21 protein-coding genes are annotated in these 24,416 nt (G+C 69.0%); 11 read left to right on the top strand and 10 right to left on the bottom strand.

Annotated elements, in window-relative coordinates:
• Window positions 1–79: 79 nt before the first annotated feature.
• Window positions 80–1,846 (bottom strand): response regulator, encoded by a 1,767-nt coding sequence (locus tag PSQ40_RS15925; RefSeq protein ID WP_273952788.1) that lies wholly within the window; start codon window positions 1,844–1,846, stop codon window positions 80–82.
• A gap of 158 nt (window positions 1,847–2,004) precedes the next feature.
• On the opposite strand from PSQ40_RS15925, the gene PSQ40_RS15920 reads away from it, so the two are divergent.
• A complete protein-coding gene (locus PSQ40_RS15920) occupies window positions 2,005–3,189 on the top strand; it encodes an HDOD domain-containing protein (RefSeq protein ID WP_273952787.1) in 1,185 nt (394 codons plus the stop codon).
• Window positions 3,190–3,356: 167 nt separating this feature from the next.
• Here the strand turns inward: PSQ40_RS15920 and PSQ40_RS15915 are convergent, their stop codons facing one another.
• Complete coding sequence (locus PSQ40_RS15915) at window positions 3,357–4,193, bottom strand: IclR family transcriptional regulator (protein ID WP_273952786.1); 837 nt, start codon at window positions 4,191–4,193, stop codon at window positions 3,357–3,359.
• 253 nt (window positions 4,194–4,446) lie between these two features.
• Here PSQ40_RS15915 and PSQ40_RS15910 point away from each other — a divergent pair, with 253 nt between their 5' ends.
• Both PSQ40_RS15910 and PSQ40_RS15905 read left to right on the top strand, forming a co-directional pair.
• The gene (locus tag PSQ40_RS15910; RefSeq protein WP_273952783.1) at window positions 4,447–5,328 is read left to right on the top strand and encodes a 4-hydroxyphenylpyruvate dioxygenase; all 882 of its coding nucleotides are present in this window, start codon (window positions 4,447–4,449) and stop codon (window positions 5,326–5,328) included.
• A gap of 13 nt (window positions 5,329–5,341) precedes the next feature.
• Window positions 5,342–6,223, top strand: a complete 882-nt coding sequence (locus tag PSQ40_RS15905) for a sugar phosphate isomerase/epimerase family protein (protein ID WP_273952782.1) — start codon at window positions 5,342–5,344, stop codon at window positions 6,221–6,223.
• A gap of 65 nt (window positions 6,224–6,288) precedes the next feature.
• Here PSQ40_RS15905 and PSQ40_RS15900 read toward each other — a convergent pair whose 3' ends face one another.
• A complete protein-coding gene (locus PSQ40_RS15900; RefSeq protein ID WP_273952781.1) occupies window positions 6,289–7,044 on the bottom strand; it encodes an IclR family transcriptional regulator domain-containing protein in 756 nt (251 codons plus the stop codon).
• Window positions 7,045–7,232: 188 nt separating this feature from the next.
• Here PSQ40_RS15900 and PSQ40_RS15895 point away from each other — a divergent pair, with 188 nt between their 5' ends.
• Window positions 7,233–8,084 (top strand): shikimate dehydrogenase family protein, encoded by an 852-nt coding sequence (locus PSQ40_RS15895; protein ID WP_273952780.1) that lies wholly within the window; start codon window positions 7,233–7,235, stop codon window positions 8,082–8,084.
• A 204-nt stretch (window positions 8,085–8,288) separates the two neighbouring features.
• Complete coding sequence (locus PSQ40_RS15890) at window positions 8,289–9,311, top strand: GGDEF domain-containing protein (protein WP_273952779.1); 1,023 nt, start codon at window positions 8,289–8,291, stop codon at window positions 9,309–9,311.
• 24 nt (window positions 9,312–9,335) lie between these two features.
• Here the strand turns inward: PSQ40_RS15890 and PSQ40_RS15885 are convergent, their stop codons facing one another.
• The 5 genes from PSQ40_RS15885 to PSQ40_RS15865 all read right to left on the bottom strand — a co-directional run bounded on the left by PSQ40_RS15885 (window position 9,336) and on the right by PSQ40_RS15865 (window position 15,617).
• Window positions 9,336–9,773, bottom strand: a complete 438-nt coding sequence (locus tag PSQ40_RS15885) for a MaoC family dehydratase (protein WP_273952777.1) — start codon at window positions 9,771–9,773, stop codon at window positions 9,336–9,338.
• A 2-nt stretch (window positions 9,774–9,775) separates the two neighbouring features.
• Window positions 9,776–11,047, bottom strand: a complete 1,272-nt coding sequence (gene boxA / locus PSQ40_RS15880; protein ID WP_273952776.1) for a benzoyl-CoA 2,3-epoxidase subunit BoxA — start codon at window positions 11,045–11,047, stop codon at window positions 9,776–9,778.
• A 338-nt stretch (window positions 11,048–11,385) separates the two neighbouring features.
• Window positions 11,386–12,813 carry a benzoyl-CoA 2,3-epoxidase subunit BoxB gene (gene boxB / locus PSQ40_RS15875; protein WP_273952775.1) on the bottom strand — a complete coding sequence of 476 codons (1,428 nt, stop codon included), beginning with the start codon at window positions 12,811–12,813 and terminating at the stop codon, window positions 11,386–11,388.
• Between the two features lie 103 nt (window positions 12,814–12,916).
• Complete coding sequence (gene boxC / locus PSQ40_RS15870; RefSeq protein ID WP_273952774.1) at window positions 12,917–14,578, bottom strand: 2,3-epoxybenzoyl-CoA dihydrolase; 1,662 nt, start codon at window positions 14,576–14,578, stop codon at window positions 12,917–12,919.
• Window positions 14,579–14,687: 109 nt separating this feature from the next.
• The gene (locus PSQ40_RS15865; protein WP_273952772.1) at window positions 14,688–15,617 is read right to left on the bottom strand and encodes a helix-turn-helix transcriptional regulator; all 930 of its coding nucleotides are present in this window, start codon (window positions 15,615–15,617) and stop codon (window positions 14,688–14,690) included.
• 137 nt (window positions 15,618–15,754) lie between these two features.
• Here PSQ40_RS15865 and PSQ40_RS15860 point away from each other — a divergent pair, with 137 nt between their 5' ends.
• The 4 genes from PSQ40_RS15860 (at window position 15,755) to PSQ40_RS15845 (ending at window position 20,286) form a co-directional block, all read left to right on the top strand.
• Window positions 15,755–16,240, top strand: coding sequence for a 4-hydroxylaminobenzoate lyase (locus PSQ40_RS15860; RefSeq protein ID WP_273952770.1), 486 nt, complete (start codon window positions 15,755–15,757; stop codon window positions 16,238–16,240).
• Window positions 16,237–17,778, top strand: a complete 1,542-nt coding sequence (locus PSQ40_RS15855; protein WP_273952768.1) for a 3,4-dehydroadipyl-CoA semialdehyde dehydrogenase — start codon at window positions 16,237–16,239, stop codon at window positions 17,776–17,778. The genes PSQ40_RS15860 and PSQ40_RS15855 overlap by 4 nt, the downstream gene beginning before the upstream one ends.
• Before the next feature lie 79 nt (window positions 17,779–17,857).
• Complete coding sequence (locus PSQ40_RS15850) at window positions 17,858–19,429, top strand: benzoate-CoA ligase family protein (protein WP_273952767.1); 1,572 nt, start codon at window positions 17,858–17,860, stop codon at window positions 19,427–19,429.
• Window positions 19,426–20,286, top strand: coding sequence for an alpha/beta fold hydrolase (locus PSQ40_RS15845; protein WP_273952766.1), 861 nt, complete (start codon window positions 19,426–19,428; stop codon window positions 20,284–20,286). The genes PSQ40_RS15850 and PSQ40_RS15845 overlap by 4 nt, the downstream gene beginning before the upstream one ends.
• 188 nt (window positions 20,287–20,474) lie before the next feature.
• On the opposite strand, the gene PSQ40_RS15840 is transcribed toward PSQ40_RS15845, so the two are convergent.
• On the bottom strand, window positions 20,475–21,641 hold the full coding sequence (locus PSQ40_RS15840; RefSeq protein WP_273952765.1) for a pyridoxamine 5'-phosphate oxidase family protein: 1,167 nt from the start codon (window positions 21,639–21,641) through the stop codon (window positions 20,475–20,477).
• Window positions 21,642–21,865: 224 nt separating this feature from the next.
• Window positions 21,866–22,249 carry a single-stranded DNA-binding protein gene (locus tag PSQ40_RS15835; RefSeq protein WP_273952764.1) on the bottom strand — a complete coding sequence of 128 codons (384 nt, stop codon included), beginning with the start codon at window positions 22,247–22,249 and terminating at the stop codon, window positions 21,866–21,868.
• Between the two features lie 294 nt (window positions 22,250–22,543).
• Between PSQ40_RS15835 and PSQ40_RS15830 the strand changes: the two genes are divergently transcribed.
• A complete protein-coding gene (locus tag PSQ40_RS15830; RefSeq protein ID WP_273952763.1) occupies window positions 22,544–22,921 on the top strand; it encodes a hypothetical protein in 378 nt (125 codons plus the stop codon).
• A 100-nt stretch (window positions 22,922–23,021) separates the two neighbouring features.
• Window positions 23,022–24,380 carry a tRNA (N6-isopentenyl adenosine(37)-C2)-methylthiotransferase MiaB gene (miaB, locus tag PSQ40_RS15825; protein ID WP_273952761.1) on the top strand — a complete coding sequence of 453 codons (1,359 nt, stop codon included), beginning with the start codon at window positions 23,022–23,024 and terminating at the stop codon, window positions 24,378–24,380.
• Window positions 24,381–24,416 lie beyond the last annotated feature (36 nt).

Here is a 24,416-nt window from a genome sequence, read left to right as displayed (position 1 = left end):
CCAGCCGCAGCGCCTGCGCTGTCGGGGCCCGCCCACGCAGGCACTGAGTCGCCCCCCTGCGGCGGGGCGTTCGAGCGGCTCAGGTGGGCCGCAAGCGCAGCGCCTGGGCCAGCACGTCGCTGTCGTGCTGGTCGTTGGGCGGCTCGACCTGCTGGGCGGTTTCGCGCAGCTGGGCAAAGCTCTCCTGTTGCCGGGCGCGGGCGGCTTCGCGGTCGCGGATGCGCAGGGCCACACCGCCTGCCGAACGCTCGCCTTCCTGGCCCAGCATGGCCCGCGCGGGGCCGATGCCGCAGCGCTTGCGCAGGGTGTCGATCTGTTGCTGCAGCTCCGCGTGCTGCGGGATGCGGGCCTGGTTGCGGGTCAGGATCTGCTGGCCCAGGTCCAGCAGCTTGGTGTTCATGGTGTCGTCGGCCCCTTCGAGCAACTGCTCCACCGCCCCGGTCACGTCACCGCCCAGGCTGCGGCCCATCGAGGCCTCGGCCAGGCTGTTGATGTGGGCCAGGCTGGCGCGCACGACATCGCCATAGGGCGGGTGCAGCTGGCAGGCGTTGGCAATCAGCTCGGCCAGCCCGCGCGTGTTGGCAAAGCGCAGGCCGATGCGGCGCACCCAGTCCTCGGCCTCGGGCAAGCGCACCGAGGCGACCTCGATCACCGCCAGCAGGTTGCACAGGTTGCAGGCCACCTCAAAGTCAAAGTCGGGCTGCACCAGTTCGTTCGCCAAGGCGGTGACACCGGCCACGGCTTCGTCAAAACGCTGGCTGTAGAGGTGGCTCAAGACCTGGGCCACTTCGCTGAAACGCCGCACACGGGCGCTGCCGTTGTGGCGGTGCGCGATGCGGCCGAAGTCGGCCAGGCAGCGCTCCAGGCCGCGCCGGTCGCGCTCGGCCAGGTAGCAGAACGCCAGCAGCACCAAGGACTGGAAGTCGTACAGCTTGGAGTTCAAGCCCAGGATGGTGGCGCGGGCCAGCCACACCTTGGCGGCCTTGAGGTCGCCGGTGTAGTAGGCCATCATGCCGCTCTTCTGCAGCCGCGCCACCGACTCGGGCGTCAGCTCGGCCGCTCGCCGGAAGGTGCCCATGGCGCCACCGAAGTCGGCGCCTTCGACCTGGGCCCGGCCCAGCACGTCGTAAGCGTCGGCAAAACTGGGGTCGTCGTCGAGCATCTTCTGCAGGCTACCCATCGCCTTGCTGGACTGGCCTGCCTCGATCTGTGCCCGGGCAATGCCCAGGCGGGCCCAGGGCATGGCGCGCTCGGCCAGCACCGCCTTGTAGAGCACCTCGGCCTCGCGCGGACGCCCCAGGCGCAACAACAACTCGGCGCCGATGCGGGCCGCGTACAGCCAATAGGGCTCGCGCGCCTGAAAGCGCTGCAGGCAGAGGTCGGCGGCGTGCTCGAGCTTTTGCCGCTCCAGCGCTTCAAAGATCGGCTGCAGGTGGCGCTTGCGCAGGCGCGCCAGGCTCAAGCGCTCGAACAAGGTCGAGGGCGTGAAGGGTTTGAGCAGGTAACCGTCGAGCGCGGACTCGGCGGCCTCGGCCACCGCGCCGTAGGACGCCTCGGCCGTGACCATGAAAAACACGGTGGCAAACGGCAGCAGGTGGGCACGCCGCAGGTCGTCCAGCAGGGTCTGGCCGGAGTAGTGGTGCTCGGCAAAAAACTGCTCGCACAACACAAAGTCGAACACCGTGTGTTCGAGCCGGTTGCGGGCGTCCTGGATGCGGCTGCATTGCACCACGTTGCCCACCCCGTAGTCGCGCAGTTGGCGCACCAGGATGGAGCGGGACGTGGTGTTGCCATCAATCACCAAGGCCTGGGTGTCTGCGATGTCGCGCGAGGAATCGATGGCCATGAGGTGAGAATCGAAGCAGGAACGTGTTTTGCAACCGTGTTTGTAACAGGAATCGCCCGGGCCTTGCGCCCCCAAGCGGTCGTGTGGCGTCCGAATGAGGGAATTTGCCGCAGACCAGGCCGGGGCGTGGTCGCGGATCGCACAGAGGAGGAACAAAAATGAAATTACTGACAGGGCTCGGGGTCTTGGTTCTGGTGCTGCTGGGCCTGGCCTGGCTGTGGCGCCGGCGCGGCGGTGCCAACCGATCAGGGCCGTCCGGACCTTCTGCGCCCCCGATGTCGCCCAAGGCCCCCAAGCCGCCCGGGCCTCGCCCCCTCGCGGCGCCCGCCCAGGCGCCGGCAGCGTCAGCGCCCCCACGCGGTGACAGCGCCCTGTCCCCGCCCCCGCCCGCAGCGCCCCCGGCGGCCCTCGCCGAGCTGCGCTGGGTGCCCCGGGCCAGTCTGTCGGAGGGCCGCCAGCGCGCCATCGTGGCGGCCTTGCAGCGCGTGCCCCAGCCGTCGCGCGCGCTGCACCAGTTGATCGCGCCGGACTTTCTGGCCCAGGCCAGCTCCAGCGACCTGGCCGACCTGATCCAGGGCGAGCCGCAAGTGGCGGCCAAGGTGCTGGCGGCCGTCAATTCGCCGCTGTTTGGCTTGCAGGCCCCGGTGTTGAGCATTGGCCCGGCCGTCACCTACCTGGGGCTGAACACGGTGCGCGGCATCTGCCTGCGCTACATGATGGAGGACGCCTTCCAGGCCGGCGACCCCGCCGTGAAACGGTACTTCGACCAGGTCTGGGGGGCCAGCACGCTGGCCAGCGAGCTGAGCCTGCGCCTGGCCCAGTCCTGCCACCTGCCCGACCCGGGCGCCCTGTCAACCCAGGTGCTGCTGTCCTTCCTGGGTCGGCTGGCCATGGCCTCGCTGCTGCCCAGCGCCACCTTGCTGGCCCTGGCCGACCAAGACCTGCTGACCCGCTGCCGCCGAGAACAAGCCGAACTGGGCCTGTGCGCGAGCGAGGTCGGGGCCTTGCTGATGCAGGCCTGGCAGCTGCCCGAACCGTTGATCCAGCACGTCAATGCGATTGACCAGTTGCTGTGCAGCCCCCCGCCGCGCCCGCTGTCGCCGGGCTCACAACGGCAGGCGCTGGCCTACCTGGGCGCTCGCCTGGGCGAGCGCTTGATGTGGGGCCGACTGCAGCCCGCCGACGCGGCGCAACAGGTGCTGGGCCCGGACCCCGATTTCTTCTACCTGCAGCAGCACTGGCAAGGCCGGGCCCTGGCCGGCGTGCCGGCCTGGCTGGCCAGCCCGGACTGGCAGCGCAGCCTGAGCCCGCTGTGCCAAGCCCTGCAGGCCGGCCTGCGCTGAGGCCACACCGACCGACAGCCTCAACCTCCAGGTCAACCCCGACCTCGCGCCGCGCCATGCCGGCGCTCGGGCGGGCCCGCGCGCCGCGGGCGGCACCGCGAGACCGGTGGGCCGATCAGGCGCACGGGTCTGGCGCACGGGTCAGGCACGCGGGTCAGGTTCGCGGATCAGGGACCGGGATCCGTGAGCTGAGTCCGTGAACTGGATCCGTTGCGCAGATCGGCGGCCAGCCGGCTGAAAAAAGGCGAGCTGCCGCTGGCCGCGGCCAGCTGCGCCGCACAGGCCAGCAGCTCCGGCCCCAGGGCGGCCATGCGCTCGGGGGTGAAGCGCACCGCCGGGCCTGCAATGCTCAGGGTGCCCAAGGGCGGCTGACCGGCCAGCCGCACCGGCGCGGCCATGGCGTTCAAGCCCGCGGTGTAGGTCTCCAGGCCCAGGCTGTAGCCGCGCTCGCGGGCGGCTTGCAAGGCGGCCCGCACCTCGTCGAGGCTGGTGGGGGCGCGCGGACCGTATTGCCCCAGCGCGGCCAGGCCCTGCTCGCTGACGCGGGCCAGCGCCTCGGCCTCGGGCAACACCGACAACCAGGCCAGGCCCGACGAGGTGCAGGCCAGCGGTGCGGTGCTGCCCATGTCGGGGTCGTAGCGCAGGCCCTGACGGGCCCCCTGGGCGCGGGCCACCCAGGTGAGTTGGGGGCCATCGGCCACCGCCAGGCGCACCAGCTCGCCCGAGGTGGCGGCCAGCCGGTCCAGCAGCGGCTGAGCGATGTCGATCACGCCAGAATGGCTCAAAAAACTGAAGCCCAATGCCACCAGCTTGGTGGTCAGCAGGTAGTCGCCGTGCTCACGCGTTTGGCGCACATAGCCACAGCGCACCAGGTCGGTCAGCAGGCGGTGCACGGCGCTGCGCGGGATGTCGAGCTGGTCGGCCACAAAGGCCAGCTCCACCCCATGGCCGTGCTGCGCCAGCAACTCCAGGATGCGCATAGTCCGTTCCAACACGCCGCTCATGTCCATTCACTCCAATCCAAGCTGGCCGCTAGGGTAACTGAGGCCCAGGCCCCGGGCCCCCGGACAGCGGCAGGCCCCGTCCGAAGCGAGCGGATTTCGCGCGGTTTGCGCGATTGGCGCCCGACCCGCCTCAGGACCGCGCGGGCGTCTGACCGCCCCGCACCCGCTTGACGGCATACTCGCGGGATCAGTGAAGCCTTGGCAGGGGCGGCGCAAAATGGGCGCCGCTGGATGCACAAGCAGAGAGGACCCCATGACCGACGCCGGCCACGACCGCGAATCCGTACCCGAAATGCCCAACCGGCTGGGCCTGGATGGCATCGAATTCGTTGAATACGCCACCACCCGCCCCCAAGCCCTGGGCCATGTGCTGGAGATGATGGGCTTCCGCCCGATCGCCCGGCACCGGTCGCGCGAGGTGACGCTGTACCGCCAGGGCAGCATGAACGTGGTGGTCAACGCCAACACCGACGACGCGCGCGTCAGTGCCGTGGTCGACAACAGGCCGGTGATCTCGGCCGTGGCCTTCAGGGTGCGCGACGCGCTGCGCGCCCACACCCGCTGCGTGGAGCTGGGCGCCTGGGCGGTGCCCAGCCATGCCCAGGCCATGGAGCTGCACATCCCCGCCATCCATGGCCCGGGCGGCTGCCGCTTCTACCTGGTGGACCGATGGCAGGAGTTTTCGATCTACGACATCGACTTCAAACCCATCCCCACCGTGGACCAACACCCCCCGGCGCTCGGCGGCATGGGCTACTTTGGCCTGGTGCAGTACGTCAACGTGGGCCGCAGCGAGGACTGGATCCGCTACTACGAGACCATGTTCGACTTCAGCGTCATCCCCGAGGAAGAACGCTTTGGCATCCTTCCCAAGGGCAAGGTGCTCAAGAGCCCGTGTGGCCAGTTCATGTGGCAGCTGATCGAACCCGATCCCTGGATGGAAAGCGACCAGGCCCCCGAGAGCCTGGAGCGCATCGGCCTTGGCGTGCCCGACGTGGGCGCGGCGGTGGCCGAACTCAAATCGCGCGGCATCGAGTTCATTGAAACCAGCGCCCTGCACCCCGAAGACCGCGGCGCCCTGACCCGCAAGGTGCTGGGCTCGGTGGCGTTCGAGTTGGTCCACCGCAGCGTTTGAACAAGGGCACCGCATGAACTTGCTCGACCGCTTTGGCATGGACACCAGCACCCTGGCCGGCCCGCTGGAGGCCCGGCTGACCGCCATGCGCCAGGCTGGCTTCTCGCAGGTGATGCTGCACGCCCGCGACCTGGTGGGCCACCCCGGTGGGGTGGCCCAGGCCGTGCAGGCGGTGCAGGCCAGCGGCCTGCGGCCCACGGGGTTCCAGGTGCTGCGCGACTACGAAGGCCTGACGGGCCCCTTGCACGAGTACAAGGTGGACATTGCCAAGAGCCTGCTGCAAACCTGCGCCCAGTCCGGCAGCCAGCTGCTGGTGTTGAGCTCCACCACCTCGCCCCACGCCAGCAGCGACTGGGACCACCTGGCCGCCGACCTGCGCAAGCTGGCCATGCTGGCCGTGCCGCTGGGCATCCGCATCGCCTACGAGGCCCTGTCCTGGGGCCGCAGCGTGAACGACTTCGTCACCGCTTGGGACCTGGTCTGCGACGCCGACTGCCCCAACCTGGGCCTGTGCCTGGACACCTTCCACATCCTGGCCGCCAAGACGCCGCTGGACGCCATCGCCGAGCTGGACCCCGAGCGCATCTTCCTGGTCCAGCTGTCGGACTTCATGTGGCACGAGATCCCGACCTTTGAAGACCGCATCACCACCGCGCGCAGCCTGCGCGTGTTCCCGGGTGAAGGTGCCCACAGCGAGCCGCTGGCCGACCTGGCGCTGCGCCTGGACCGCCTGGGCTATGTCGGTGACTACAGCTTCGAGGTCTTCAACGAGGACTACCAGCAGCTGCCGCTGGACACCGTGGCCGCGCGCGCGCGCCGTGCCGCCAGCTGGCTGCACGACGATGTGCTGCGCAAGGCAGCCCCGCTGCCGCCCTGGGCCACGCGCCGCGCCTGAGGCCGCCCGGCCCGCTCAGGCGCTGCGAGGGGGCGGGCCCAGCGGACTGCCAACGCCGCCCCGGCTCACAACACCTGACGCAGGGTCTGCACCACTTCGGCCACGCGCGGCAGCAGGCGCGCCACCACCTCTTCGCGGCTCAGTTGCATGGTCATGGTCGAGCCGATCGCGCCCACGCATTCGCCCTTGCGGGTCTTGACGGGCATGGCAAAGCCGCGCAGGCCGGTGTTCAGGTGCTGCTCGGCCACCCAGTAGCCCTGATCGCGGGCCGCGTGCACCTCGCGCAAAAAGGACTCGGCATCGGTCGGCGTGGTGGCGGTGAAGGCGCTGAACTCATGCTGCTCCACCCAGGTTTGCAGCTCGGCCGCGCCCCAGGTCGACAGGATGGCCGCGCCCGGCGTGACCACATGGGCCGGCACGCGTGCGCCCACCGAAAACCCGATCGACACCATGCGGTTGCTCTGGCTGCGCGCCAGGTACACCACCTCGTGCCCGTCGAGCACGCTGAAGTTGAAGTTCTCACCGCACTCATTGGCCAGGCGCTGGATGAAGGGCTGGACCAGGCGCGGCAGGCGGGCGGCGCTGAGGTAGCTCTGCCCCAGGCGCAGGATGCGGGGGGCCAGCCAGAAGCGCTTGCCATCGGTCTCCGCGTAGCCAAAATGGACCAGGCTCAGCAGGTAGCGCCGTGCCGCGGTGCGCGACAGGTCGGCCCGCACGGCGGCCTCGGAGGCCGTCAGGCGCGGGAACTCGTCGTCGAAAGCCTCGATGACGCGCAGGCCCTTGCCCAGGCCCTCAATGATGTTCTGTCGGTCAATCTCCATGCGCTGTTTGTAGCCGCCGGGGCCGCGCTCAAGGGTACGTAAAAACCCTATAAACGCATCGATTTCGGACGCGGCGTCCGATCACCGCCCAAAAACACCCCCGCCCGCTTGAGCGTCCCCCCAACGGGCGCCATAGTGCGGCCCATTCCTTGTTTTGCCGCTGCGCCTCCCCCGCAGCCCTGCTGTTCATGTCCATCAATGGCCTGACCCGGGTGTTCTTTGTGCTGGGTGACCCCGTCGCCCAAGTGCGCGCGCCCCAGTTGTTCAACCCCCTGTTCCAACGCTTCGGTGAAAACGCCGTGCTGGTGCCCGCCCATGTGGCCCCCGAGCGCTGCGAAGCCTTTGTCCGGGGGGTGCTGGGCGCCGGCAACATGGACGGCCTGTGGCTGACCATCCCGCACAAGACCGCGGCGCTGGACTGGATCGACCATTGCAACCCCGCGGGCCGCCGCGCCGCGTCGGTGAACGCCTTGCGGCGCCGGGCCGACGGCCGCCTGGAAGGGGCTTTGTTTGACGGCCTGGGCCTGGTCAAGGCGCTGGACCACCAGGGCGTGGCCACCACCGGCCAGCGCGTGCTGCTGGTGGGCACCGGCGGCGCGGGCATGGCGATTGCCGCCGCGCTGTCTGAACGCCCGCTGGCCGAACTGGCCCTGTACGACGCGGTGCCGGGTCGCGCCAATGCGCTGGCGGCCCGCCTGCAAGCCGACAGCGCCTGCCCCTTGCGCGCCCCCGCCACGCTGGACCCCGCGGGCTACAGCCTGGTGGTGCACGCCACGCCGCTGGGCCTGCGCGCCGACGACCCGCTGCCCTTTGACGTGCGGGCGCTGGACCCGCAGGCCGTGGTGTTCGACATCCTCATGAAGACCGCCGGCACGCCGTTGCAACGGGCCTGCGAGGCCGCCGGCGTGCGCTACCACCCGGGCTTTGACATGCTGGTGCAGCAGGTGCCGGACTACCTGCGCTTCTTTGGCTTTGAGGCCATGGCCGACGCGCTGGCCCACGACCTGGCGCCGGTGCGCGCCTTGATCCAAAGCGACTGACGGCGCCCCGCCCCGCGCCACACCGGGCGGGGACCCGGCGTGCGCCCCCCGGGCTGCGCACGCCAAATTCAATGCGCGGTTCTGCGCAGGCGGCGCCCTGCTTGGCATACACTTGGATGTAACAGAACGCATGCACAGCCACAGGCCCAGGGTCATGGACTGCGCGCAGACAAACCACCTCCCCGGCGCGCGACGGGGTTCCCCATGCGATACACCGAAACCAAAGCGAGAAGTGCCGAACTGCTCCGATTGACCTTGGCCCACATGGGGCATCATTCGGCGGCGTTCAACCCACTGACCTTCACGCTCTGGTACGAGTACGCCTCGGGCATGAACCCCAAGCTCAATGCCGCCATCGAGTTGCGCCTGAGCCAGGCACTGCCGATGGACGACGAGACGGTGCTGAACCTGTACCGCGAACACATCGCCCCCGCCGACACCGAGCAGGTGGAGATGATCGCTGATGAGATGCAGCGCCTGATGACCACCGTGGCCGAGTCGGCCTCGGAGACCGGTCAGCAGGCGGGCACCTTCGGGGTGCAGCTCAACGAGCTGACCCAGGTGCTGGAATCGCAAAGCCCCAACACGCCCCTGCGGCCCCACCTGGAGCGCGCGCTCGAGGGCACCGTCGGCATGAAGTCGGCCGTCGACGCGCTGCAAAGCCGCGTCAGCCAGAGCCAGAGCGAGATCCAGCGCCTGCGCAGCGACCTGGAACGGACCCGCGAAGAGGCCATGCTCGACCCGCTGACGGGCCTGCTCAACCGCAAGGGTTTTGACCAGCGCCTGCAGGCCCTGCTCAGCCACCCGACGGCGCCGGGTGAAAGCCATTGCCTGCTGATGCTCGACATCGATCACTTCAAGAGCGTCAACGACACCCACGGCCACCTGATGGGCGACCGGGTGATTCAGGGCTTGAGCGAGATCCTGCGCACCTCGGTGACGCGCAGCGCGCACGCGGTGGCGCGCTACGGCGGCGAGGAATTCGCCATCGTGCTGCCGCACACCAGCAAAGTCGAAGCCCTGCAGATCGCGGAGACCATCCGCGCGCGCACCAAGGCCATGAAGCTGCGCAACCGCAGCACCCAGGAGGTGGTGCTGACGGTGACCATCTCCAGCGGCCTGGCCGAACTGCGCCCCGGTGACGACGCCCATTCGCTGATCGCGCGCGCCGACGCCGCGCTGTACGCGTCCAAAAAGAACGGCCGCGACCGGGTCACCAGCCACTGAGGCCGGGCCCGACCGGGCCACGCCTCAGGGCGGCAAATCGAACAGGCTGGTGGCCTCGAGGTCCAGCACCTCGGTCCCGGCCTGGTTGAACAACTGCCAACGCCAGCGCAAGATGCCCAGCGTGGGCTGGCTTTGCGAACGCCGCGTCTCCAGCACCGTGGCGCGCAGGCTCAACGCGTCCCCCGGGCGCACCGGGTGTGGCCATTTGACGTAAGCCAGCCCGGGCGAGGCAAAGGACTCCGACCCGTGCAAGGCGCTCTCCACCACCATTTGCATGGCGATGCCACAGGTTTGCCAACCGCTCGCGATCAGGCCGCCAAAGCGGCCTGCCTGAGCGCGGTCGGGCTCGGTGTGGAACCACTGCGGGTCGTAGCGCTGGGCAAAAGCCAGCAGCTCGGTGTGCTCCAGCAAGCGGGGGCCGGCCTCGATGACCTGCCCGACAGAAAACTCGGCAAAGCGCATGCTCAGTAGGTCTCCAGGTGCAGGCGACCGCCTTGGCGCAGCGCCGGGCCCAGCGTGTCCCAGGACAGGCCCGCCTGCTGGGCCACATCGCGCAGCGCCAGCACGACGCCCTCTTCCATGCTCTTGAGGCCGCAAACGTAGAAGAAGGTGTTGGGGTCGGCCAGCAGCGGCGCCAGGTCGGCCGCGCGCTGGCGGATCAAGTCCTGCACATAGGTCTTGGGGCTCTGGGGCTGGCGCGAGAACGCGAAGTTGATGTCGATGAAGTCCTTGGGCAGGTTCTGCAACGGGCCGAAGTACGGCAGCTCTTCGGGCGTGCGGGCGCCGAAAAACAGCATCAGCTTGCCGCCCTCGAACTTGCCCGACTGGCGCAGGCGCCGGCGCCATTCGGTCATCGCGCGCATCGGTGCGCTGCCGGTGCCGGTGCAAATCATCACGATGTTCGAGCGCGGGTGGTTGGGCATCAGGAAACTGGCGCCAAACGGCCCAATCACCTGCACCTTGTCACCGACCTGCAGGTCGCACATGTAGTTGCTGGCCACGCCGCGCACCGGCTGGCCTTGCGGGTCTTGCAGCACGCGCTTGATGGTCAGGGACAGGTTGTTGTAGCCGGGCCGCTCGCCGTTGCGCGGGCTGGCGATGCTGTATTGGCGCGCATGGTGCGGGCGGCCTTGCGCATCCACCCCCGGGGGCAGCACACCAATCGACTGGCCCTCGAGCACCGGGAACGGCATCTGGCCAAAGTCCAGCACCACATGGTGGGTGTCGTAGTCGCGGCCCACCTCGGTCACGCGCACATTGCCGACCACGGTGGCGGTGACGTGCTTCTCGGCCGCCTTGGGGCCATAGAGGTTGGTGTAGGCGTGGGCGGCCGACCACGGCGGCACCGTGGCGCCGTATTGGGCGCTGTTGAAACGCTCGCCCTCGGGGGCCGACACCGCCTGCGGCGTGGCGGCGGCTTCGGGCGCGGGGGCCCCGCCCGCGGCGGCCGCGAGTTGCTCGGGGCTCAGTTCGGGCGGCAGGCTGTCCCAGGTCAGTTGGACCTCGGGGGAATACGCGAGCTGGCGCGGCATGTCGCGCCAGTTGTCAATCGAACCGGTGGGGCACGGCGGCACACAGGCCATGCAGAGGTTGCACTTGTCGGCATCGACCACGTAGTTGCGCGAATCGTGCGTGATGGCCCCCACCGGGCAGGTGGCCTCACAGGTGTTGCAGCGGATGCAGATCTCGGGGTCGATCAGGTGCTGGCGGATGACTTGGGGTTCGCTCAGGTCCATGGCTTGTCTCGACGGGGTAAGTGGGGCTTGAGGGCTAGGGTCAAGGGAAACAGAGGGGCTGACAAGCGGGTTCACCCGGGTGCGGGCACGCCGCAGCGGGCCCGAGGCGCATCACCCACCCCTTGGAAGGCAGTGCGTGACACGCCCTGCACGACCGTGGGGGCTAGCTCCAGCCGCCGCCGGGCCGCCCCAAGGCGGCTGGGCCCCCCTTGGGAGGCAGTGCGTGACACGCCCCGCACGACCGTGGGGGCTAGCTCCAGCCGCCGCCGGGCCGCCCCAAGGCGGCTGGGGCCCCCTTGGGGGGCAGGGAGTGACACGCAGTGCACGACCGTGGGGGCTCAGTTAAACCGGATGTACTCGAAGTCCACCGGCTGGCGGTTGATGCCCATGACCGGGGGGGCGATCCAGTTGGCAAACTTGCCGGTGTCGGTGACACGGCCCATCAGGCTGGCAACGAAAGCGCGGTCCTCGGCCGAGGGCAGCCAGTCGTTCTTCTTGGCTTGCCATTCGGCTTCCGACACCACACGGCCCTCGGGCGTCAGCTTGAGACCGGCCAGGGCGCCGATGTTGCGGTGGAAGGCCTTGTGCGGCACGGTCAGGCGGAACGGGATGCCGTTCTTTTCGATGACCTTGTTCCAACGCTCGACACCGCCCACCGAGTCCTTGATGTAGTCGTCACGCAGCACCTCGTTGAGTGCGTTGAGCATCGGGACTTCCTTCTCCACCAGCTGGCCGTTCTGCACATTGAGCACCTTGTAGCTCTGGCCCTTGAGCTGGTGGTCGTCGGTACGCTTGCCTTCTTCGTAGCGGCCCTTGAGGCCGGTGCTGTAGAAGGTGGCGGCGTTGCTCGACTCGTCGGCACCGAACAGGTCGATGGTCACGCTGAAGTGGAAGTTCAGGTAGCGCTGGATGGTGGGCAGGTCGATCACGCCGGCGGCACGCAGCTTGGCGGGGTCGTCGGTCTTCAACTCGTTCATGACCTGGCAGGTGCGCTGGATCACGCGGCTCACGCCCGATTCGCCCACGAACATGTGGTGGGCTTCTTCGGTCAGCATGAACTTGGTGGTGCGGGCCAGCGGGTCGAAGCTGGACTCGGCCAGGGCGCAGAGCTGGAACTTGCCGTCGCGGTCGGTGAAGTAGGTGAACATGAAGAAGCTCAGCCAGTCCGGCGTCGGCTCATTGAAGGCCTGCAGGATGCGGGGGTTGTCCTCCTGGCCACTGCGGCGCTCGAGCAGCGCCTCGCCTTCCTCGCGGCCATCGCGGCCAAAGTACTTGTGCAGCAGGTAGACCATGGCCCACAGGTGACGGCCTTCTTCGACGTTGACCTGGAACAGGTTGCGCAGGTCGTACTGGCTGGGCGCGGTCAGGCCCAGGTGGCGTTGCTGCTCGACCGACGCCGGCTCGGTGTCGCCCTGGGTGACGATGATGCGGCGCAGGTTGGCGCGGTACTCGCCGGGCACGTCCTGCCAGGCGTTCTCGCCCTTGTGGTCACCGAAGTGGATCTTGCGGTCTTGTTCGGCGGGGTTCAGGAAGATGCCCCAGCGGTAGTCGGGCATCTTGACGTGGCCAAACTGGGCCCAGCCTTGCGGGTCGACACTGACGGCCGTGCGCAGGTAGACGTCAAAGCCGTGGCTGCCGTCCGGGCCCATGTCATTCCACCAGTCCAGGTAGTTGGGCTGCCACTGCTCCAGCGCGCGCTTCAAAGTGCGGTCTTCGGCCAGGTTGACGTTGTTGGGGATCTTTTCGCTGTAGTCGATGCTGGACATGGATGTCTCCGTGATAAGACGAATTTCGGTGGAAGAACTGGGGTTGCGGCGCGCCACCCTGATCCGCGCCGCACAACCTGGTGTCAGTGGATGACGGCGCCGCTCACACGCGGTTCCAGTCGAAGGCCGCCTTGTTGCCCTTGCCGTAGACCTTGAGGGCGCCTTGTTCGCCCACCGCGTTGGGGCGCTGGAAGATCCAGTTCTGCCAGGCGGTGAGGCGGCCGAAGATGCGGGTGAACATGTTCTCGGGGCCGTTGAAGCGCAGATTGGCTTCCATGCCGGTCAGGGCGTCGGGCGACATGGCCACGCGCTCCTCGATCACGATGCGCACTTCGTCGGCCCAATCGATGTCGTCGGGGTTCAAGGTGACCAGGCCCAGCGCGTAGGCGGCGTCGGCGTCAAGCGCCTGCCCTGCGGCAGCCCGCACGGCGTCCATCGGGGCGGCCTCGTCGTAGAAGCGGCGACCCAGGCGGCTTTGGCCGGTGACCATGGGGTAGAAGCCGAAATTGGTTTCGCCGACCATGATCTTGGGCGCACGCGCTTCGTCGTCGGGCAGGGCCAGGTGGTAGCTGCGGTCGCAGGCCAGGGCCAGCTCGAGGAAGGTGCCGGCAAAGCAGGAGCCCGGCTCGATCAGCGCGAACAGGCTGCGGCTCGACACATCGAGGCGGCTGAAGGTGCGGCGCAGCAGGCCGATGGTTTCGCGCACCAGCCAGTGCTGGGCGTGGGCCACCAACACCGCGTCCATGGCCAGCACGGCGGCGGCGTCACCCTGGGTGGTGATGAGCCAAGTGCCGATGTCGAGCTCGTTGGTGCGCATCGACAGGATGGCGTCCTCGAGTTCGCGCGCCAGGGCCAGCGGGTACCAGGCGGCGCCGGCGGCCTCGATGCCGGTCACATCGCTGGGCTGGGCACCGGTGGGCGCCTTGACCACGAAGGTGGCGGTGCGCTTGGCGCGGTCGATGGCCACGCTGACATGCCCGTAGTGCAGCGCATCGGCCTCGACGCTGCGCTGCAGCGGGGTCAGCGTGACGCCACGGCCATCGGCGGGGCGGTCGCTTTGTTCGGCCAGTTGCAGGGCACGCTCACGCACCTTCTGGGCAAACACCGCGGGCTTGGCGATGTCGTCGACCAGGCGCCAGTCCTTGGCCTTCTGGCCGCGCACGCCCTCGGTGGTGGTGCAGAAGATGTCGGCCAGGTCGTGGCGCACATGGCGCTTGTCGGTCACGCGGGTCAGGCCGCCGGTGCCGGGCAGCACGCCCAGCAGCGGCACCTCGGGCAGGCTGACGGCGCTGGAGCGGTCGTCGACCAGGATGATTTCGTCACAGGCCAGGGCCAGTTCGTAGCCCCCACCGGCACAGGCGCCATTGACCGCCGCCAGGAACTTCAGGCCGCTGTGCTTGGAAGAGTCTTCTAGGCCGTTGCGGGTTTCGTTGGTGAACTTGCAGAAGTTCACCTTCCAGCCGTGGCTGGAGACGCCCAGCATGAAGATGTTGGCACCCGAGCAGAACACCTTTTCCTTGGCGCTGGTGACCACCACGGTGCGCACTTCGGGGTGTTCGAAGCGGATGCGGTTGATGGCGTCGTTGAGCTCGATGTCCACCCCCAGGTCGTAGCTGTTGAGCTTGAGCTTGTAGCCCGGGGCCAGGCCACCGTTCTCGTCAAAATCAGCGGTCAGCGTGGCAATGGCGCCGTCAAAACTGAGCTTCCAGTGGCGGTACTGGGACGGGTGGGTCTGGTAATCAACACGGGGCGCAGCGTGGCTCATGGGGTGTCTCCGGCGGTGTGGAAAAATAGTGCATTCTTTGCAGGCGAATGCAGTTTATGTCATGCACTAAACTGCGTCAAGCACATGCACTAAATTTCCTGTTCGGAGATCACAAGGGCAGCTTCAAGGCCTCCCGCACCTGGGCCCGCAACAACTCAAATGTGGCTTGCAGCGGCTGCGAACTGGTGTCCAGCCGCAAATCAGCCTTGGAATAGAACGCCGAGCGACCGGCCAGGATCTGGCGCAGGTCCCCCATGGCCTCGGCACTGGCGGCCATCGGCCGCAAATCGCCCTGCGCGGCCACCCGCTGCATGTGGTCCTCGGGGTCGGCCTGCAACCAGACCGTGGTGCAGTGCGACAGCAGCAAATTGAAGGTGGCCGCGTCCGACACCAAGCCGCCCGGGGTGGCGATCACGGCTTCGGGGTAGATCTGAATCGCCTCTTCGAGGGCCCGGCGCTCGTAGCGGCGGTAGGCATTCATGCCGTACAAGCCCTGGATCTCGGAGATGCTGCAACCCGCGAACTTTTCGATCTCGCGGCTCAGCTCCACAAACGGGTATTCGAGGTCGTCGGCCAGCATCTGGCCCAGCGTGGACTTGCCGGCACCGCGCAAACCCACCAGGGCCACGCGCGGCCAGGCCGCCCCCAAGGGCTTGCCACTGACGCCACCACCGCCCAGCATGTCGGCCACGGCGATCCGCACACGGCGCAGCGTGGCCTCGTCGCAATGGGCCAGCAACTCGCGGATCAGCACCCATTCGGGCGAGGACGCGGTGACGTCGCCAATCAGCTCGGCCATCGAGCACTGCAGGGCCGCCGCCACCTGCTGCAACACCAGGAATGAGGCGTTGCCGGTGCCGTACTCGAGGTTGGCGAGGTGGCGCTCGGACACGTCGGCCGCCAAGGCCACGGCCTTGCGCGTCATGCCACGGCGGGCCCGCAGGGCGCGCACACGCTCGCCCAGCGCCACCAAGGCGGCATGCCGCTCCTCGGCCTCAGCCACAGGCCCTGCTGTCACAGGGTTGAGAGATTCTTGCATGTTGATGCTACGGGTAAACCCGGTTTTATGAACTATATTGCTTGACGACGGATGGGGGTGGCATTAGCCTTCGCAACATGCACAATACTTCACCACCCCTGGACACGCAAGCCTGCCTGTCAAATGGAGGCCCGACTGTGTCACAAAACACCTTCCGCCAAAACCTGGCGCGCCTGACCGCCCAGATTGGCCAGCGCCCCCTCGATGCCGCGCTGGACCAGTGGCTCAATGCCGAGCACGGCGTGCACAGCGCCAGCTACCAGGCGCTGCGCGCCGATTGCCTGCGCGGCGTCGCCGAAGGCTGGCTGTGCGAGCGCGAAGGCGGCGGCATCCGCTACGGGCGTATTTTCAAGCCCGCCGAGGACCTGCAGGGCTTCTCGGTCGATGTGGTGGACATGCAGGACATCGCGGGCCCCCACCACAGCCACCCACTGGGCGAGATCGATCTGATCATGCCCATCGACGGCGACGCCCTGTTCGACGGCCGCCCCGCCGGCTGGCTGGTCTGCCCACCGGGCAGCGCCCACCGCCCCACCGTGAGCCAGGGCCGCGCCCTGGTGCTGTACCTGCTGCCCGAGGGCCGCATTGATTTCACCCGCACCCAACCGAAAGCCGACGCATGAGCACAATCGAACTGCTGCCCAACCACCTGGGCGGCCAATGGCACCACGGCCAAGGCCAGGGCAGCACCTTGCTGGACCCGGTGCTGGGCACCCCCCTGGTGCGCGTGGACGCCACCGGCCTGGACCTCGCCGCGGGCTTTGCCCACGCCCGCCAACAGGCGGGCCCGGCGCTGCGCGCACTGAGCTATGCGCAACGGGCCGAGTTGCTGGCCCAGGCGGCGCAGGTGCTGCAAAGCCACCGCGAGGCTTACTATGCGATCGCCACCGCCAACAGTGGCACAGTCAAGAACGACTCGGCGGTGGACATCGACGGCGGCATCTTCACGCTGAGCACCTACGCCAAGCTGGGCCAGGGCCTGGGGGACCGCCACCACCTGCTGGATGGCGACCGCGTGCGCCTGGGCAAGGACCCGCTGTTCCAGTCGCAGCATGTGCTGAGCCCGACCCGCGGGCTGGCGCTGTTCATCAACGCCTTCAACTTCCCCAGTTGGGGCCTGTGGGAGAAAGCCGCGCCAGCGCTGCTGTCGGGCGTGCCCGTGGTGGTCAAGCCGGCCACCGCCACGGCCTGGCTGACCCAGCGCATGGTGCAGGACGTGGTCAATGCAGGCATCTTCCCGCCGGGCGCGCTGTCGGTGGTGTGCGGCAGCTCGGCCGGCCTGCTGGACGCGCTGTCCCCGTTCGACGTGCTGAGCTTCACGGGCTCGGCCGACACCGCGGGGCTGATCCGCCGCCACGCCGCCGTGGCCGAGCGCTCGGTGCGCACCAACATCGAGGCCGACAGCGTCAACTCGGCCCTGCTGCTGCCCGATGCCGGTGACGAAGCGCTGGACCTGCTGGCCAAGGAAGTGGCCCGCGAAATGACCGTCAAGTCGGGTCAGAAGTGCACCGCCATCCGCCGCGTGTTCGTGCCCGATGCGCTGTACGAGCGGGCCGCCCAGGCCATCAGCGCCCGCCTGGCCAAGACCACCGTGGGCAACCCGCGCCACGAGGCCGTGCGCATGGGGGCCCTGGTCAGCCGCAGCCAGTTCGAGGCCGTGCAAGCCGGCCTGGCGCAACTCCAGACCCAGGCCCAGGTGCTGCACGACGGCGCCCAGCACGCCTTGATCGACGCCGACCCGGCCGTGGCCTGCTGCGTGGGCCCCACCCTGCTGGGCAGCCGCGACGCAAGCCCGGCCGTGCTGCACGACACCGAGGTCTTCGGCCCGGTCGCCACGCTGCTGCCCTACGGCACGCTGTCCCAGGGCCTGGACCTGGTGCGCCGCGGCCAGGGGTCGCTGGTGGCCTCGGTCTACGGCCAGGACGCCGAGGCGCTGCGCCAGGCGGCGCTGGACCTGAGCGACAGCCATGGCCGCGTGCATGTGATCTCGCCCGATGTCGCGGCCCTGCACACCGGCCACGGCAATGTGATGCCGCAGTCCCTGCACGGCGGCCCGGGCCGCGCGGGCGGCGGCGAAGAACTGGGCGGCCTGCGCGCCCTGGGCTTCTACCACCGGCGCAGCGCGGTGCAGGCCGCCACGCCCGTGCTGACCGGGCTCTGAGGCCCGCGCCGCCCTCGCCCCGCGCCCCCCGGCCTCAGCCGTCCGACAGGCTCACCATAAAACCAACAGGAGACCCGCCTTGACACCCCACCACGCTGTTCCCCCGCCCGGACCCGTCTTCAACTTTGCCCAGCACCTGATCGAGCGCAATGGGCGCCGCGCCGACAAGGTGGCCTTCATCGACGACCTGGGCACGCTGAGCTACGGCCAGCTCGCCGAGCGCATCCGGCGCCTGGGCTCGGCCCTGCGCGCCTGCGGCGTGCACCGCGAGGAACGCGTGCTGCTGCTGATGCACGACTGCAACGACTGGCCGGTGGCCTTTCTGGGCGCGCTGCACGCGGGCGTCGTGCCGGTGGCCGTCAACACCCTGCTGACCCCCGACGACTACGCCTACATGCTGGCGCACAGCCGGGCCCAGGCGGTGCTGGTGTCGGCCGCGCTGCTGCCCACCCTGCAATCGGCGTTGGCCCTGGCCAGCCACGAGGTCAAGAGCCTGATCGTGTCGCGCCCCACAGGCCCCCTGCCCGAGGGCGCGGGCGAGTTCGAACAGTTTTTGCAGCAAGGCCACCCGGCGGCCGCGGCCGCCAGCACCGGGCCGGACGACCCGGGCTTCTGGCTCTACTCCTCGGGCTCCACCGGCCGCCCCAAGGGGGCGCTGCACACCCACGCCAACCCCTACTGGACCGCCGAGTTGTACGCCGGCCCGGTGCTGGGCCTGACCGAACAGGACATCTGCTTCTCGGCCGCCAAGCTGTTTTTCGCCTACGGCCTGGGCAACGCGCTGAGCTTCCCGCTGAGCGTGGGCGCCACCACCGTGCTGATGGCCGAACGGCCCACGCCCGACGCCACCTTCCAGCGCTGGGTGCAGCACCAACCCACCGTGTTCTTTGGCGCCCCCACCGGGTTTGCCGGCATGCTGAGCTCGCCCAAGCTGCCGGCCCGGGGTCAGGTGTCGCTGCGCCTGGCCTCGTCGGCGGGCGAGGCCCTGCCAGCCGACATCGGCGAGCGTTTCACCCGCCACTACGGGGTGGAGATCATCGACGGCATTGGCTCCACCGAGATGCTGCACATCTTTCTGTCCAACCGCCCCGGCCAGGTGCGCTACGGCACCACCGGCACGCCCGTGCCAGGCTACGAGGTCGAGCTGCGCGATGAGCAAGGTGGCCCCGTGCCCGACGGCGAACCAGGCGACCTGTACATCCGCGGCCCCTCGGCCGCGCTGATGTACTGGGGCAACCGCGACAAATCGCGCGACACCTTCCAGGGGGCCTGGACCAAGAGCGGCGACAAATACGTCAAGAACGCCGACGGCACCTACACCTACTCGGGTCGCAGCGACGACATGCTCAAGGTCAGCGGCATCTACGTGTCGCCCTTCGAGGTCGAAGCCACCCTGGTGCAACACAGCGCCGTGCTCGAGGCGGCGGTGATCGGCGTGGCCGATGCCGAAGGCCTGACCAAGACCAAAGCCTTTGTGGTGCTCAAGCCCGGCTGCCACGCCGACGAAGCCGAGCTCAAGGCCTTCGTCAAAGACCGGTTGGCGCCCTACAAGTACCCGCGCCAGATCGAGTTCCTGGCCGAGTTGCCCAAAACCGCAACCGGCAAGATCCAGCGCTTCAAGCTGCGCGACCGGGAGCGCGCCAGCGCATGAGCCCGAGCGCGCCCCCCCACGCCGCCACCGCGGGCGCCAGCGCGCGCCCTGAACGGGTGCGCCTGCGCTGGCGCGAGCGCACGGTCGAGATCGAGTTGCAGTGGCTGCACACCGAGGCAACGCAGGCCCCGCTGCTGGTGTTCTTGCACGAAGGCCTGGGCTCGGTGGCGATGTGGAAAGACTTCCCGCAGCGCCTGTGCCAGGCCTTGGGCTGGCGCGGGCTGGTCTACTCGCGCCCGGGCTACGGCCAGTCGACACCGCGCCCCGCCGACGAACACTGGGCGCCCGACTTCTTGCACCAGCAGGCCCATGAGGTGCTGCCGGCGCTGCTGCAGGCCCTGGACGTGGCCCCCACCGAAGGCCGCCCACCCGTCTGGTTGCTGGGCCACAGCGATGGCGGCTCGATCGCCTTGCTGCACGCCAGCCGCGCGGACGCGGCGCTGGGGGGCGTGATCGTGCTGGCGCCGCACATCCTGGTCGAACCCCTCTCGCTGGCCAGCATCGAGGAAGCCCGGCAGGCCTACCTGGCCCCCAACAGCCCCCTGCGGGCCGGGCTGGCGCGCTACCACGCAGACGTCGACTCGGCCTTCTGGGGCTGGAACCGCATCTGGCTTGCGCCCGAGTTTGAAAGCTGGAACATCGAACACGAACTGGCCACCCTCACCTGCCCCGTGCTCGCCATCCAGGGCCTGGACGACCCCTACGGCACCCTGGCCCAAATCCGCGGCATCGCCCAGCGCGCGCCCCAAACCCGCCTGCTGGAACTCCCCCACTGCGGCCACTCCCCCCACCGCGACCAACCCCAAGCCCTGATCGACGCCATCCAGGCCTTTGTGAACAATCCCCCGCGGGCCTGAGGCTCTCCCCAGCGCCCGAGAAAGCCCCCATCACGCCGCAAGCCCCCCAACGACGGCCTATCGGGCGTAGCGGATGGGTGTCAGGCTAGGCGGACGGAGCACAGGAACCGGAACGTACTCCAGGTACGTGAGGATTCCCAGCACCGCCCAACGACGCATGGCGCCCATCCGGTAGCCAGGGCACACCGTTAGCGGGTGAGTTGGGCGGAGTCGAAGGCCAGGTGATGCATGAACTCCCTCACCACCAACACCCCCGCCGCCAACGCCCGTCCCCCGGGCCAGCCTTCCTGCGCTGCGGGTCGCCCCTCGGCCACCCGGCACAGCCGGTTGAACAAGCGCTCCACGGCCTCCAGGCTCAGCCAGGGCCCTGGGGTGCCGGCCAGTTCGGCGATGTGCTGCAGGGTCGGGTCGGCCACCACACACAGGCGCGAGCCGATGGGCAGCTGCGGCACCAGGCGCATCAGCGTGTCTTCGACGGTGGCAATGGCGTCCTCCAGCTCGATCGGGCGCGGCGGATCGTGCCTGAAAAAAGCCTGGGCCACGCCCTGCACGCCCACCGGCCAGGGCAAAACGCGGGCCGGCGTGCGGCCATCACCAAACACCACCCGGCTGTGCTGGGCCCCCAGCTGCAACAGCGTGACCAGGCGCGGCTGGGCCGGGTTCACCCGGTTCAAGGCCTCACGCGCCAGCCACTGGGCATGGCGCTCGAGCCACAGCGCATCGGACTCGGGCTCGGCGGCGCCTGCGACCTCGGCCTCGCTGCCGGCCTCCGCGGTGACGGGCTCCGGCGGCGCGTCAGGCGCAGCCTGCCAGCCATCGGCCACCAAGCTCAGAGGGTCGGCAGCGTCCCCGGTCGTGGCGGCGTCGCGGCCGACCCGCTGCAAGACCGCCCGCAGCGTGGCTTCGTCGAGCGAGCGCGCGGCCCCCAGGCCGCCCACATGGCGGGCCGAGCGCGGGTGCAGCCCCACCCAGCGAAAGTCGGCCATCCCGGTCAGCGGCTCGGCCTCGGGAAAGCGGTTCAGGTAAAGCGCCCGCGCCCGCACCGCCGCGGCGCTGTCCGGGGCCAGGCGCTCGGCGCTCAACTGCAAGGTGACGCGGGCCAGGCCATGCACGGGGGACCCGGCCACTTCGGGCTCGGCCACCAGGAGCGAGGCCTGCGGCCGCGCAGCCAGGTGGCGGGCATGGGCCGCCAGGCCGCTGACCAAGATCACCAGCGAGGGCCCGTCGGGGTCGATCGCGTAGGGCACCTGGGACACAAAAGGGTCGCCCTCATCGGTGCAGGTGCCCAGGGCGGCCACCCGGCGTTCGGTCAACAGGGTGCGCAAGGCCAGGTCAAGACGGGATTCGTGGGTCATGGCGGAGCTCATGGGGGATCGTGGGAGATCGTCGGCGGTCCGGGGGGGCCGGGGTTGGTCGGTTCAGGCCTGGTGCGACCGGCGCCGCGCCCGCCATGCCACGGGTCTGCCGGGGCCAGACCGGCCCCAGAAAGCACCCGCGGGCCGCCGGGGCAGGCTGCCGAGGCTGCCGAGGCCGCTGCGACACGGCTCGGCCCCCAGGCCCTGCGCCAGCGGGGCCCGGCTCAGCGCTCGGGGTGGGAATGAGGGTGGTGCGCATGGCCTGCCAGGGCCGAGTCGTCATGGCCCAGGGCGGTGGCCCGGCGGCGGTTCACGTGGTAAGCGGTCACGACCTGGTGGGCCACCATGTCGAGCGAGGGGCGGGTGTTGCCCTGTTTGTCGGTCCAGACGCGGGGCGTCAGGCTGCCCGACAAGGCCACCGAGTCGCCATCGCCCAGTGCCAGCAGGCCCTCGACCACTTCGGTCTCAAAGGCGATCACATTGACAAACAGGTTCTCGCCCTCGCTCGAGGTGGCGCGCACCCGGGCCACGGCAAAAGGTTGGTTGTGCCGGTCCATGCGGGACTCGGCAGCGCCATGCAGGCGACCAGAAATCAATCCATCAATCATCGTCGAACGCTTTCTCTTCATGCGGCCGGCGCCAGCCAACGGCCCGCAGCCCGGCCTCGGGCTCCCTGGACGGTGCACCGCCACCCGCTCAAAGGGGATAGCTTACAGAGGCCCCGGGGCGGTGGACGGGGTGCCCCGGCCAAGCCCCTATTTTCAGGGCCCGCACAGTGGGTCTGGCACAATTCGGCCCTGCAGTTTCGCCGGGCTGGCCGACCGTGTGTCGGAGTCCCACGCCACAGCGAACGCCCTGTCCGCCCCAAGCGGCCCCTTCCCCACAGCCTCTGGATATACACCATGAACCGCTGCTTTTCACTGCCCAGGCGCCTGGCCTGGCGCAGCGTGTGTGCCGCTCTGGCGCTGAGCGCCCTGCCGGTGCTGGCCCAGGTGCGCGACTTTCCGGCCAGCGCACTGCGCGGCACCCTGGTCGTGACCCAGCCCCCCATCGTGCAGATGGACGGGGTGCAGACGCGGCTCTCGCCGGGCGCGCGCATCCGCAACACCGAGAACCTGATGGTGCTGTCGGGCAGCCTGGTGAACCAGACCCTGACCGTGAACTACACCCGTGACAGCCACGGCCTGGTGCACGAGATCTGGATCCTGACCGCCGCCGAAGCCGCGCTCAAGCGCCCTTCGGCGGCGCCCAGCAGCAACCTGGTCATCGACCTGAAGTGACGCGGGGCCGCTGCGGCGGCCACCGCCTGCCCCCGCTTTTATGTCCCTCCCGGAGGCCGCCGAGCACGGCGTGCGCTCCCGCCAACGACGAGATTTCGCCATGAGCAAAAAAGTTTTCATCAAAACCTTCGGCTGCCAGATGAACGAGTACGACTCGGACAAGATGGCCGATGTGCTGGGCGCCGCCCAGGGCTACGAACCGACCCAGAACGTGGACGAAGCCGACCTGATCCTGTTCAACACCTGCTCGGTGCGCGAGAAGGCACAAGAGAAAGTCTTCTCCGACCTGGGCCGGGTGCAGCACCTGAAGAAAAAGGGGGTGCTGATCGGCGTGGGCGGCTGCGTGGCCAGCCAGGAGGGCGCCGAGATCATCAAGCGTGCGCCCTATGTGGACGTGGTGTTCGGCCCGCAAACCCTGCACCGCCTGCCCGAAATGCTGCAGGCCCGCCAGCGCCTGGAGCGCCCGCAAGTGGACATCAGCTTCCCCGAGATCGAGAAGTTTGACCACCTGCCGCCCGCGCGCGTCGAAGGCGTGACCGCCTTTGTCTCGATCATGGAAGGCTGCTCCAAGTACTGCAGCTACTGCGTGGTGCCGTACACGCGTGGTGAAGAAGTGAGCCGCCCCTTCGAGGACGTGCTGGTGGAAGTCGCGGGCCTGGCCGACCAGGGCGTGCGCGAAGTCACCCTGCTGGGCCAGAACGTGAACGCCTACCGGGGCAAGATGGGCGACAGCGGCGAGATCGCCGACTTTGCGCTGCTGATCGAGTACATCGCCGACATCCCCGGCATCGAACGCATCCGCTACACCACCAGCCACCCCAACGAGTTCACACCGCGCCTGATCGAGGCCTATGCCCGCGTGCCCAAGCTGGTCAGCCACTTGCACCTGCCGGTGCAGCACGGCAGCGACCGCATCCTGATGGCCATGAAGCGCGGCTACACCGCCATGGAATACAAGAGCACGATCCGCAAGCTGCGCGCCATCCGCCCCGACATGGCGATGAGCAGTGACTTCATCGTCGGCTTCCCGGGTGAAACCGAGGAGGACTTCGGCAAGATGATGAAGCTCATCGAGGACATTGGCTACGACACCTCATTCAGCTTCATCTTCAGCCCGCGCCCCGGCACCCCGGCCGCCAACCTCAGCGACGACACACCGCACGAGGTCAAGCTCAAGCGCCTGCAGCACCTGCAAGCGGTGATCGAAGCCAACGTCAAGCGCATTGGCGAGAGCCGCGTGGGCACGGTGCAGCGCATCCTCGTGGAAGGCCCGTCGCGCAAGTCCACCCCCGAAGCGCCCGAACTGATGGGCCGCACCGAGTGCAACCGGGTGCTGAACTTCCCGGCCGGCCCGCAAGGCCAGCGCCTGATCGGCCAGATGGTCGATGTGACCGTGACCCAGTCGCTGGGCCACGCGCTCAAGGGCGAACTGCGCCTGCGCGAAACCAGCGCGGCCTGAGGCGGCCAAGAAAAAAGCGCTCCCTCGGGAGCGCTT

Origin of the sequence: Curvibacter cyanobacteriorum (assembly GCF_028649475.1) — a bacterium.
GTDB lineage: Bacteria > Pseudomonadota > Gammaproteobacteria > Burkholderiales > Burkholderiaceae_C > Curvibacter > Curvibacter cyanobacteriorum.
This window is presented reverse-complemented; position numbering and strand designations above follow the sequence as displayed.